This window comes from Streptomyces sp. NPDC051286 (assembly GCF_044455345.1).
Lineage (GTDB): Bacteria > Actinomycetota > Actinomycetes > Streptomycetales > Streptomycetaceae > Streptomyces.
Genome location: NZ_JBITER010000061.1, coordinates 19061 through 30705, shown reverse-complemented (window position 1 = coordinate 30705; position 11645 = coordinate 19061). Strand labels below are relative to the sequence as shown.

Sequence of the window (11645 nt, the reverse complement as noted above, 5' to 3'; positions counted from 1 at the left end):
GCCGGGGGCAAGCAGCGCACCGATTCCACGCATGTGATCAGCGCGGTGCGGGACTTGAACCGTCTGGAGCTCGCCGGGGAGAGCGTGCGGGCAGCGCAGGCCGGAGGTCAGGCGGTCTCGGGCAGGAGCTCGGCGAGCAGGGCGCGGATGCGCTGCTCGGTCCCGTCGCGGATGGGCCGGATGGCGTCGACGTCCTGGCCAGCCGGGTCCTCCAGCTTCCAGTCGAGGTACTTCTTGCCAGGGAAGACGGGGCAGGTGTCGCCGCAGCCCATGGTGATCACCACGTCGGACGCCTGCACGGCCTCGACGGTCAGCATCTTCGGTGTCTCGGCCGACATGTCGATGCCGACCTCCGCCATCGCCTGGACGGCGGCCTGGTTCACGGCGTCGGCCGGTGCGGACCCGGCGGAGCGGACCTCTACGGGGTCGCCTGCGAGGTGGGTGAGGAAGGCGGCGGCCATCTGGGAACGGCCCGCGTTGTGGACGCACACGAACAGCACGGACGGCTTGGTCTCAGACAAGGGCGGAACCTTCCGGGGCGGCGGCCGGTGTGGCCGCCGGGGTGGGCTGGGGGAAGAAGCGGCGGGCGGCCAGGGCGACGTGGACCAGGCCGATGAGGACGGGGACCTCGATGAGGGGGCCGACGACTCCGGCGAGGGCCTGGCCGGAGGTGGCGCCGAAGGTGGCGATGGCGACCGCGATGGCGAGCTCGAAATTGTTGCCCGCGGCGGTGAACGCGAGAGTCGTCGCCTTCGGGTAGTCGAGTCCGACCGCGCGGCCGACGGCCATGGACCCGGCCCACATCAGCGCGAAGTAGACCAGCAGCGGCAGCGCGATCCGCGCGACGTCGAGGGGCTGGGAGGTGATGGCGTCGCCCTGGAGGGCGAACAGCACGACGATGGTAAACAGCAGCCCGTACAGGGCGAACGGGCCGATCCGGGGGATCAGCTTCGTCTCGTACCAGATGCGGCCCTTGGCCTTCTCGCCGAGGCGGCGGGTAAGGAACCCGGCCCACCGCGCCGGGCTGATCAACCGGTTCGCCATCAGCACCGCGAACAGGTCCGCATCATCGACCGCCTGCGCCTCCAGCTGACGCACCACCGCCGTCAACAGCGCCGTGCGCCGCGGCTCCGGCGCCCGCTCGATCGTCTGCGCCCTGCTCAACTGCCCGTACCGGGCCAGCGTCGAGAGCCGGTTCACCGGCAACCGCGACAGGTTCACCCGGCCCAGCGTGAACGCCGAGATCTCCTCCACACGCTCCATGGCCCGCACCATCGCGGTCCCGTCGACTTCACAGGCGGCGTGCGCAGCCGCTCCAGCTCCGAGACCCGCTTGCCCTCCGGCACCGTCAGGAGCGCGCCAGTGCCGGCGCGAGCCCGGGATCGGCCCGGTCGGTGGCCCGTGCGACCGCCTCGTACACCCGCCGCTCAGCCACCGTGCGGGCCTCCGACACCTGCCGGGCCAGCACCGACACCCCAGGCAACAGCACCCGGTTCTTCCACAGCCACGTCACCGCGTGGTTGAACAGCGCCACCGGCCCCTCGGCATGTGTCCACCGGGCCTGGCACACCTTCCACCCACCCATTCACCCCACGACAATCACATGTGTTTTCATGGGTCTGCCTGCTCCCGGGGCCGGTCAAGGCAGCTCGACGCACGTGACATATAACTCACACCTCGTAATTGTTTGAATTCTGTTAAGGCTGGGAATGACGGGGAGGAATGGAAAACCACCTGGTGAGGAGAGGTTTTCCGGCGCGGCCCGGGTATCGTCCACGCACATGTGCTCGCCGGACGGGGACGCGGCACTGGGGCGACACAAATGCGGCAGTCTTCTCGCACTTGCCCTTGCCTACAGTGCGAGTGCGGGGGCTACATCCGGCCTCCGGTCGCTGCACGACAGAGAGCCAGGATGGTTCAGAACACTATGGCTACGCCCCTCACGGCTATGTCCCGGTCCGATCTGCTCGGCACCATCGTGAGGGAACAGCGGGACGGTCTTGTCTCGTATGCCGAGAAGATGCTGGGTGACCACGGACTTGCCGAGGACATCGTCCAGGAGGCCATCATCCGGGCCTGGCGGAACATCGACCGTCTGCTCGGGATGGAGGGTTCGGTCCGTGGCTGGCTCTTCACCGTGACCCGGCATCTGGTCATCGACTGGGTGCGCAAGCCCCACGCCCGGAGAGAGATCGTCGGAGTCACCTACAACGACCCCGTGTCGCGCACCGGCAGCACTGAGGCGGTGCACGACGCCCTGGTGGTCAGGCCGCTGCTGCGCCGGCTGTCTCCCGAGCACCGCGCTGTGCTGGTCCACATATACCTGTGCGACCGCAGCATCCAGGAAACCGCCGGCATCCTCGGAGTGCCGGCCGGAACGGTCAAGAGCCGTCAGCACAACGCCCTGCGCAAGCTGCGCGCGGTCGCGCGCCCCGAGGCGGCGTAGGGCTCCCTCGTCTGTCCGCCTCGGCCGACTGCGGGGCCCCCTATGTGTGTGGTCAAGCTGCGTGGCTCACCATGCGGGCATGGATGACCAGGGTGGGGACTCGGTGTCGGTTTCGCGCGCCGATCGAGGCCGGCTGGTCCACCACGACCAGCAACCGCGTGACCATGCTCGCAGTCAGGTCGACGGCGTCATCGGCGTCGACACGCACCCAGACACCCTTGCCGCAGGTCGGGCGACATCTGCGCCGGGACGCCGGGACCGGGAGGACAGCAGGTGAACCTCGCGGAAGGCTGCTCCGTTCAACCTCATGACGGCTTCTGCCGGCCGGATGCCCGCTTGGGGAGCCCGCTGCACCAGCGGGTCGGTCCGAGCGCCGTCAGTTGCGGCGCGCGGCTGTATCGCGCCACGGTGTCGACCGGACGACGGACGTCCTCGTACGGCTGAGCGGCTCCGTGGAGGTGGCCCGTTGGACGGCTCGCCGTCACGAGTCGTCATACCGGTGAGAGGAGGAGCCCCTTGTACGTTCTGGTTCCCGACGACCCCGTGTTCTTCGCGAAGTTCCAGAGTCTTGAAGAACCGCTTCTCCGCCGCCTCTACCGACTCCACAGCGCGGGCCTGGAGTCCGACCACGAGCGGATCATCTCGGATGCCTACGACAGCTGGGTACAGGTACTGCTGAAACTGCCGCTGTGGTTCGAGTGGCACAAGGCGAGTACGTCCGCCGATCCCGCTCCGGATGAAGAGACCAGATACGTCCTCTACAGTCCGCGCGGCGACCAGTTGACGAGCCTGTATCCGGTCGAGGTGACCACGGTCGACCTCGGGCACCTCACGGCCTGCCTCGACCTGCTCACCGCGACCGATCAGGCCGAGTACGCGGTGACGGGTCAGGTGTGCGCCGAGGAGCGTGGCGAACCGCCGGAGCGGGAGGACGGCCTCACCGAGGTCTTCCGGCGCGTGATGGAGGTTCTGTTGCTTCCGCCCCCGCAACGGCTGTTGGAAACCCTGGGGCAGGCCGTTCCCGGGGAGCCGGTGGTCTCCGTGCCCCTGTCGGCCGAGCAGGAGGCGGAGTACCGGTGCTTCTGCGAGGACATCGTGACCATCCTCAGCTCGGGCGACACCTTCGCCTACCGCAGCCACCGCGCCATGTACTTCTGAGGTACTACGTATAACGGCAGCGATCAACTCACACGTGTCTCCTGTGGTACGTTCCGTGGCCGCCGGCTGAGCCCCGGCCCCCGCCGGGACCGTGCGACGCCCGGGGCAGGGGGTCAGCGCGCGGCCACGGCGGGCGCGGTCTTCCTGCGTGCGCGGTAGGCGGCGGCTTTGATCTTGTTGCCGCAGGACTCCATACCGCACCATTGGCGGCGCATGCCCCGGGAGCGGTCGATGTAGACCCGGGTGCACTCGGGGTTGCCGCACTCCTTCATCAGCGGGACGTCCGGGCCGCTGAGCAGTTCGACGGCCTGCCGGGCGACGGTCGCCAGGGCCTGCTCGGGGGTCGCCTCGACGAGCCGCCCGGTCAGGGCGAGCTGTGGCGTCACAGGGACCTTGCGCGCGGCGGCGTTGACCACGTCGAGCGCTTCCCGGTCGAACTCCGCACCGAGACGGCGGACCGTGACGAGCCGGTAGACGGCCTCGCGCAGTGTGGTCGCCGCTCGGACGTCGTTCTCCTCGCCGGGCGTGATCGTGTCCACGAGTCCGGACTCCAGATACCAGGCGTTGAGCCGCTCCGGCGTCACGAACATCTCGAACCGGGTAGAGCGCCGGGCACGGAGGGTGGCCGCGAAGTCAAGAGCCGGGTGCCCGCATACGAAGACATGGTCAAGATTCACATCACCATCTTGACCAGTGACTACCGTGAAGCGCAAGGATCGTCACCGTTCCAGGCGGTGATCTCTGCTCGGGCGTGGTCGTGATCGTAAGCACCGCGCAGGAGGAGCGCAGGGCAGGGGCGGGATCAGACCCCTGTCGTGTCCTCCTTCCGCCCGGCACCCGGTTCCAGCCGGAGTTCGCGGCCCTGCCAGCGTCGGCGCAGCCAGCGGTCGTGGCTGGCCACGACGATCGCGCCGGGGCCCTGCCCGAGTGCGGCCTCCAGCTCGTCGCACAGCCGAGGGGAGAGGTGGTTGGTGGGCTCGTCGAGCAGCAGCAGCTGGGGCGGGTGGGCCACCAGCAGGGCCAGCGCGAGCCGCCGGCGCTGCCCCACGGACAGCTGTCCGACCGGTTTGTCCAGGTCCGCCTCGTGCATCAGCCCCAGCGAGCCCAGCGGCACCTTCTCGGCCCGCGCCGGGCCCAGCGTCAGTTCGTAGGTGTCGCGGACCGTGCGGTCGGGCCGGTCGAACACGGTGTCCTGGGTGAGCATCCCCACCGTCAGCCTGCGCCGCCGGTGCACCTCGCCCTCGGCCGGGAGACGTCCGGCGAGCACGGCGAGCAGCGTCGACTTGCCCGCTCCGTTGCCGCCCGTGACCAGCAGCCGGTCGGTCGTCGACACCTCCAGGCCGTCCAGTGCGAGGCGGCCGGGCACCCGGACGTCCCCCAGGGACACCAGGGGCCGCGAATCCTCCTCCGCTCGCGCGGCCAGTTCCCCGGCCGTGAACCGCAGTGGCCGCGGTGGCTCGGCGACCTGGGTGCGTTCGAGCTCCTCCAGCCGCCGGGTGGCGTTGCGGACCCGGCGGGAGATCTGGTTCTGTACCCGGCCGGCCCGGTGGCCGTAACCCATCTTCTCGTTGTCGGTGCGGCCCCGGTCCGGCGCGACCCGGTGCGCGGTCACCCCCGCCGACTCCCGCAGCCCCGCCAGTTCCTGCTGTTCCTCGGCGTACCGCCGCTCCCAGCGCTCCCGTTCGGCGCGCTTCTCGCTCAGATAGGCGCTGTAGTTGCCGCCGTAGCGGACCGGGCCGTCCACCGCCGGGTCGAGGTCGATCAGGTCGGTGCAGACGGCGTCGAGGAATGCCCGGTCGTGGCTGGCGACGACCACGGTTCCGGGCAGTCCGCGGATCTGCTCCTCCAGGAAGGCGGCGGCGCCGTCGTCCAGGTGGTTGGTCGGCTCGTCCAGCAGCAGTGCCGAGGGCCGCCGGACGAGCAGCGCGGCCAGGGCCAGCCGGCCGCGCTGCCCGCCGGAGAGCGAGCCGAGCGTGCGGTCGTGTCCGAAGGTGCCGAGGCCCAGGCCGTCCAGCACCAGGGCCGCGCGGCGGTCGGCGTCCCAGGACTCCCGGTCCTGGGCCCGCTCCAGCCGCCTGCCGTAGGCGTCGAGGAGCTCCTGGTGGCCGGGGTCGTCCTGTGGGACGCGGGCGAGTGCCTCGCCGAGCCGGTCCAGCTCGGCGAGGTCCTCGCGGGCCTCGCGCAGCGCCTCGTCCAGCACCGCGGCGATCGTCGAGCCGGCGTCGAAGGGCATCTCCTGGTGGAGAAAGCCGAGGTCGCCCGGGCGGGTGACGCCTCCCGCGTCGGGTTCGTCCACGCCGGCGAGCACCCGCAGCAGGGTGGACTTGCCGACGCCGTTCTCCCCGATCAGGCCGATGCGGTGACCGGGGGAGGCGGTCAGACAGATGCCGTCGAGGACGCGTCGGCCGCCCAGGTTGCGGACGAGGTCGTGGGCGAGCAGAGCGGGCTGAGGCATGGGGAACCGTCCAACGTGATCGGTGCTCGGCCCGCGGGGCATGCTGCCTCGGACGCGGGCCACGTCACACGCCGACGGCTCACACCGCGGGGGCTCCCGTTTCCTTGAGCACCCCGTCGGCCAGCCGCAGCCAGCGGTTCACGCCGATCTCGGCGAGGAACCGCTCGTCGTGGCTGACCACCATGAAGGCACCCTGATAGGAGTTGAGCGCGCTCTCCAGCTGGCCCGCGCTGACCAGGTCGAGGTTGTTGGTCGGCTCGTCGAGCAGCAGCAGATGCGGGGCCGGCTCGGCACACAGCACACAGGCCAGGGTGGCGCGCAGCCGCTCGCCGCCGGAGAGCACCCCGACCGGCAGGTGCGCCCGCGCGCCCCGGAAGAGGAAGCGGGCGAGCAGGTTCATCCGCTCCGCCTCAGGCCGCTCGGGGGCGAACGCGGCGAAGTTCTCCGCCACGGTGCGGTCCAGGTCCAGCAGGTCCAGGCGCTGCGAGAGGTAGGCGATCCGGCCGTCGTTGCGCTTGATCTCCCCACCGTCCGGGGTGAGTTCGCCAGTGATCAGACGCATCAGGGTGGTCTTTCCCGCGCCGTTGGGCCCGGTCAGCGCAATGCGCTCGGGGCCGCGGACGGTCAGGTCGATGCCGCCCGCGGCGAAGACGTCCCTGTCCCCGAGGCGGACCTGCATCCCCTCACCGAGGAAGAGATTGCGCCCGGCGGGCACCTGGGTGTCGGGCAGCTCCAGCGTCAGGCGCTGCTCCTCGCGCAGCGCGCGTCCGGCCTCGTCGAGGCGGGTCTTGGCCTCGCTGACCCGGGAGGCGTGCATCGTGCCGGACCTGCCCGCGGCCTCCTGCGCGCCGCGCTTCATGTTGCCGGCGAAGATCTTGGGCAGGCCGGCGTTCTTGAGGTTCTTGGCGGCGTTGCTCGCGCGGCGCTCGGCGCGTTCGCGGGCCTGCTGCATCTCCCGCTTCTCGCGCTTCAGCTCCTGCTCGGCGTTGCGGACGTTCTTCTCGGCGACCTCCTGCTCGGCGCGCACGGCTTCCTCGTACTCGGTGAAGTTGCCGCCGTACAGGCGCAGTTCGTCGTGGCCGAGCTCGGCGATGCGTTCCATGCGGTCGAGCAGTGCGCGGTCGTGGCTGACGAGCAGCAGGCAGCCGGTGAAGTCGGAGAGCACGTCGTAGAGCTTGTGGCGGGCCTCGGCGTCGAGGTTGTTCGTGGGCTCGTCGAGCAGCAGTACGTCGGGGCGCTTGAGCAGCTGGGCGGCGAGGCCGAGGGAGACGACCTGGCCGCCGCTGAGCGTGCTCAGGCTGCGGTCCAGGGTGAGGTCGGCGAGACCGAGGCGGTCGAGCTGGGCGCGGGTGCGCTCCTCGATGTCCCAGTCGTCGCCGATGGTGGTGAAGTGCTTTTCGTCGACGTCCCCGGATTCCACGGCGTCGATGGCCTGGATGATCGGGGCGATGCCGAGTACCTCGGCGACCGTGAGGCTGCTGGTCAGGGGCAGGCTCTGCGGGAGGTAGCCGAGCGTGCCGCCGACGGACACCGAGCCGGTGGCGGGCTTCAGCTCGCCGGCGATCAGCTTGAGCAGGGTGCTCTTGCCGGAGCCGTTGGGGGCGACCAGGCCGGTGCGGCCGCTGTTCACGGTGAAGGACAGGTCCTGGAAGACCGGGGTGTCGTCGGGCCAGGCGAAGGACAGGTTCGAGCAGACGATGGCGGCGTCGGACATGGAGGTGACCTCGAAAGGCTTGAGGGCAGAGAATCAGACTTCTGCCCTGGGCAGACGTGGGAAAAGGGGGACGACAAGACAGGCCACCTCGGCAGCGCTCCTGAGCGCCGGCCGGTGACCGTCAGATCCGGGTCTCACCCGGAGATGTCGTCTTCACCCACCACGTCTGTGACTCCTCGATACACGGTGTGCCTACGTCGTTCATAGCTTAGCAGCCGTCGCCCCTCTGTCTGGCCGGCACGGGCGGTGCCCCTGCCCATACATGTATGCGCACCGGCACATGTCGAGTGAGGCGGAAGCCGTTCTGTCCCCTTCGTTGTGTTGTTGACAGCTCCGGGGGCAACCTGACACCATCGTCACCTGTTGAACAGGTGACGATGTCGCGATGGTTCGACAGTGTCCACATGTGTGGACTCGCCCGGCCGGTGCCGTCCTGTGGGGCCGCACACCGCCGGGATCGTCGCCACTTCGAAGGAGCACACTGACCATGGCAGGAAAGCCGAAGCGGAGGGCCAACGGGGCGCCGGTGGGGCGGCGGGCGATGCTGGGCATGCTCGGCGCGGGCGCCGCGGGGCTCGCCGCCGCGCCCTATCTGCAACGCGGCTGGGAAGACTTTCTCGGCGCCGCCTCCCAGGTCGACGCGACCGGCCTCACCGGACTGCTGCCCAATCCGGGCGGCTTCCGCTACTACAGCGTCGTCGGTTCGGTGCCACGCAAGGACGAGACGAACTACGAGCTGCGAGTCAGCGGACTGGTGGACCGGCCCAGAACCTACACGCTCGCCGACCTGCGCGCGATGCCGCAGACCCGGGTGGTGCACGACGTCCTGTGCACCGACGGATGGAGGGTGGAGAAGACACCCTTCGACGGGGTGAAACTGGCCGACCTGCTCGATGCCGCCGCGGTGCGTGCCAAGGGTGCGGCGGTCCGCTTCACCTGCTTCGACGGCGCCTACAGCGAGAGCCTCACCCTCGAACAGGCGCGCCGTTCGGACGTCCTGGTGGCACTGAACATGCAGGACAAGCCCGTCACCCACGAGCACGGCGGCCCGGTCCGCCTGTACGTGGCCCCGATGTACTTCTACAAGTCGGCCAAGTGGCTGTCCGGCATCTCGGTCACCGACAAGGTCGTCCCCGGCTACTGGGAGGAGCGCGGTTATGCGGTCGACGGCTGGCTCGACGACGCCGACCGGCACAGTGACGCGGCCTGATCCCTCCGGCGGCGTCCGACGGTTCACTACCGCCGAGCGCATGGTCCACCGGGCCACCGGATGGCTCATGCTGGTGTGCCTGGTCACCGCGGCGTGTCTGTACCTCGGGCCGCTGGCCCAACTGGTCGGACGGCGCCACCTGATGGTCACAGTGCACGAGTGGTCGGGCATGCTGCTGCCGCTGCCTTTTCTGTTGGGCCTGTTCTCCGCCGACTTCCGTGCGGACCTGCGCAGGCTGAACCGCTTCGCGGCGTACGACCGACAGTGGCTGCGGGCCGCCCGCAGACGGCGGATGTCGCCGCAGGCGCGTCCGGCCGGCAAGTTCAACGCCGGCCAGAAGCTCTACGCGGGCTGGATCGCCGGTGCCGTACTGGTGATGATGTCCACCGGTCTGCTGATGTGGTTCATGGGACTGCTGCCCTTCATCTCCCGCACCAGCGCGATCTTTGTTCACGACCTTGTGGCCTGGGCGATCACCTTCGTGCTGCTCGGCCACATGCGCAAGGCGTTCGAGGACCCGGAGGCGAGGCTGGGCATGCGCACCGGATACGTCAGCCGGTCCTGGGCGGAGCGGCACCACTCCTGGTGGCTGCGGGAGGAGCCTACGGGCAACGCGACCGGGAAAGTTGACAAGGTGTGATATGTCCTCACTGGGAAGGCAGACCTGGCCGAAAGGGCTCATGGACGACCGCAGCGCCCCGGACACCGAGGGTTCCCGGCTGGACGGCTGCGGCCACGAGTTCGCCGGAGTCCTCGGCGACGAGCTCGCGGCGGTACTGCACTGCACCGTTCACCAGGCCGCCCACCGTCTCGACGCGGTGGCGGCGGCCGTGTACCTGCTGACCCCCGACGGCGGCGAGCTGAGGGCCGCGATGATCGGCGGCAGCCCGCCGTCCGTCTTCACCCTCCCGGGCCGTATGCCCCTGGATTCCCCCTACGCCTCCGCGCGCGCCCTGGCCGACCGCGGCGTGGCGCTGCTGGCCGAACCCGACCCGCTCACCGAACTCGAGCACGGGGCCCTGGCCTACCCCTACACCGTCGCCTCGGTCCCCCTGGAGACGCAGGGGCGCCGCTTCGGCTCGCTGACCGTGCTGCGCACCGAGGACCGGGGTGGATACAGCGACGCGGACTGCCGACGGCTGGCCCGGATCGGCGACCGGCTCGCCGTCCTGCTGGCCGATCTCCTCGCCCGCGGTGCCACGATCGCGCCGGGGAGCCTGCCCGTGCTGGTCCCGGTCCTCGGCACCGAGCCGTCGGCCGAAGCCGAGGACGAAGCCGGAGCCGGGGGCGACGACGCCGAGGACGAGGTCCTGTGGGGCGTCACGGGCGTCCCCGGGGCCGCGGGTCTGTCCTTGCTGTACGCCCTGCAACGGATGGCCGACATGCTGAACCGGGCGACCACCATGGAGCATGTCACCGGGGCGGCGGAGTTCTGTGTCATGGCGCCGTTCCGTGCCCGGGCGATGGCGCTGACCTCGGCTGCCGAGGGCCGTCTGTGGGTCCTGGGCCACACCGGGGATTCCGCGCGCCTGGTGCGGGAACTGCACGGCAGCGCGCTGCACGGCGAAGCGCCGGCCGTCCGGGCGGTGCGGGGGCGCGCTCTGTTCGTTCCCGGTGCGTCCGGTTCCTCGGCCGGCCGGCGCGACGGCGCCGACGACCGTTCGCACGCCACCGCCTACCTGCCGCTCGTCGGCAGTCGGCACGTGGTGGATCTGCCGATGGCCGAGGACGCTCCCGTCGTCGGCGTCTGCTGCCTGTCGTTCGACGGACCGCGGACGTTCCCACCCGAGGAAAGGGCAGTCCTGACCATGATGGCCGGGCTGTTGGGCTCGGCGGTGCAGCGCATCCGACTGAGCGCCGGACGCCAGTCGCTCGCCGAGGGCATGCAGAGGCGGCTGCTGCCCGCCACGCTCGCGGAGGCGCCCCGCCTGACCACCACGGCCCGCTACCAGCCGGCGCGGGTGGCGGGCGAGGTGGGCGGTGACTGGTACGACGTGATGACGCTGCCGGACGATCGCGTGGTGCTGGTCATTGGCGACGTCGAGGGCCATACGATGGAAAGCGCTGCCGTCATGGGTCAGTTGCGTACCGCGGTCGCCGCGTACGCCACCGAGGGCCACCGGCCGGCGGCGCTGCTGGAACGCACCGAGCGGCTGTTGTCCCGGCTGGGTACCGAACTTCTCGCGACCTGCTGCGTGGTGAGCGTGGACACGGGGACAGGGGCGGCGGAGGTGGCGCTGGCCGGGCATCCGGCGCCGCTCGTCCGGCTGCCCGACGGCAGGGTTCGCCGACTGCGGGCACCGGCCAACGTGCCGCTCGGACTGCATGTGCGCAACCCCTACCTCTCCCGGGAGCACACTCTCCCGCCCGGGGCGGTGCTGGTGCTCTACTCCGACGGACTGCACGGACCGGACCAGGACGACGTACGTGTTCGCCTGGCCGCCGACGGCCGACAGGTGGGCGCCGACCTGGAACGTCTGGCCGACCACCTGCTGGTGGACACCTCCGGCCGACGTGACGACGCCGCGCTCCTGCTGGCCCGCTACGAGGGAACGGACGACGGTACGGCGCCGCGTACCGCGCGTTTTCACGTTCACCGGCGCGATCTGCGGGGCGTCGGAGCGGCCCGTGGCTTCGTGGACGAGTGCCTGTGCGAGTGAGG

At 70.4% G+C, this 11645-nt stretch carries 9 protein-coding genes and 2 pseudogenes; 5 read left to right on the top strand and 6 right to left on the bottom strand.

Going from position 1 to position 11645, the window contains the following annotated elements; translation table 11 throughout:
* Nucleotides 1–107: 107 nt before the first annotated feature.
* The 3 genes and pseudogenes from ACIBB8_RS33715 to ACIBB8_RS33705 all read right to left on the bottom strand — a co-directional run.
* Nucleotides 108–521: an arsenate reductase ArsC gene (locus ACIBB8_RS33715; RefSeq protein WP_398958650.1), complete on the bottom strand. Its 414-nt coding sequence runs from the start codon at nucleotides 519–521 to the stop codon at nucleotides 108–110.
* Nucleotides 514–1011, bottom strand: a pseudogene (locus ACIBB8_RS33710) (arsenic resistance protein); the annotation flags it as partial. The pseudogene ACIBB8_RS33710 and the gene ACIBB8_RS33715, both read right to left, overlap by 8 nt.
* Nucleotides 1012–1014: 3 nt before the next feature.
* Nucleotides 1015–1555, bottom strand: a pseudogene (locus ACIBB8_RS33705) (DUF4158 domain-containing protein); the annotation flags it as partial.
* Between the two features lie 372 nt (nucleotides 1556–1927).
* Between ACIBB8_RS33705 and ACIBB8_RS33700 the strand changes: the two are divergent.
* Together ACIBB8_RS33700 and ACIBB8_RS33695 are read left to right on the top strand one after the other, a co-directional pair.
* Entirely contained in the window at nucleotides 1928–2446 is a 519-nt protein-coding gene (locus tag ACIBB8_RS33700) for a sigma-70 family RNA polymerase sigma factor (protein WP_398958648.1), read from the top strand.
* Nucleotides 2447–2962: 516 nt separating this feature from the next.
* Nucleotides 2963–3604: a hypothetical protein gene (locus tag ACIBB8_RS33695; protein ID WP_398958646.1), complete on the top strand. Its 642-nt coding sequence runs from the start codon at nucleotides 2963–2965 to the stop codon at nucleotides 3602–3604.
* 113 nt (nucleotides 3605–3717) lie between these two features.
* Here ACIBB8_RS33695 and ACIBB8_RS33690 read toward each other — a convergent pair whose 3' ends face one another.
* From ACIBB8_RS33690 to abc-f, 3 genes are all read right to left on the bottom strand, one after another.
* A complete protein-coding gene (locus tag ACIBB8_RS33690) occupies nucleotides 3718–4281 on the bottom strand; it encodes a CGNR zinc finger domain-containing protein (RefSeq protein WP_398958644.1) in 564 nt (187 codons plus the stop codon).
* Nucleotides 4282–4406: 125 nt separating this feature from the next.
* Nucleotides 4407–6059 carry an ABC-F family ATP-binding cassette domain-containing protein gene (locus tag ACIBB8_RS33685; protein ID WP_398958642.1) on the bottom strand — a complete coding sequence of 551 codons (1653 nt, stop codon included), beginning with the start codon at nucleotides 6057–6059 and terminating at the stop codon, nucleotides 4407–4409.
* 79 nt (nucleotides 6060–6138) lie between these two features.
* Complete coding sequence (gene abc-f / locus ACIBB8_RS33680; protein ID WP_398958640.1) at nucleotides 6139–7773, bottom strand: ribosomal protection-like ABC-F family protein; 1635 nt, start codon at nucleotides 7771–7773, stop codon at nucleotides 6139–6141.
* Nucleotides 7774–8260: 487 nt separating this feature from the next.
* Between abc-f and ACIBB8_RS33675 the strand changes: the two genes are divergently transcribed.
* The 3 genes from ACIBB8_RS33675 to ACIBB8_RS33665 are packed head-to-tail and all read left to right on the top strand — an operon-like array spanning nucleotide 8261 to nucleotide 11643.
* Nucleotides 8261–8983, top strand: coding sequence for a molybdopterin-dependent oxidoreductase (locus ACIBB8_RS33675; protein ID WP_398958638.1), 723 nt, complete (start codon nucleotides 8261–8263; stop codon nucleotides 8981–8983).
* The gene (locus tag ACIBB8_RS33670) at nucleotides 8931–9623 is read left to right on the top strand and encodes a cytochrome b/b6 domain-containing protein (protein ID WP_398958636.1); all 693 of its coding nucleotides are present in this window, start codon (nucleotides 8931–8933) and stop codon (nucleotides 9621–9623) included. The genes ACIBB8_RS33675 and ACIBB8_RS33670 overlap by 53 nt, the downstream gene beginning before the upstream one ends.
* 1 nt (nucleotide 9624) lies before the next feature.
* A complete protein-coding gene (locus tag ACIBB8_RS33665; RefSeq protein ID WP_398958634.1) occupies nucleotides 9625–11643 on the top strand; it encodes a SpoIIE family protein phosphatase in 2019 nt (672 codons plus the stop codon).
* Nucleotides 11644–11645 lie beyond the last annotated feature (2 nt).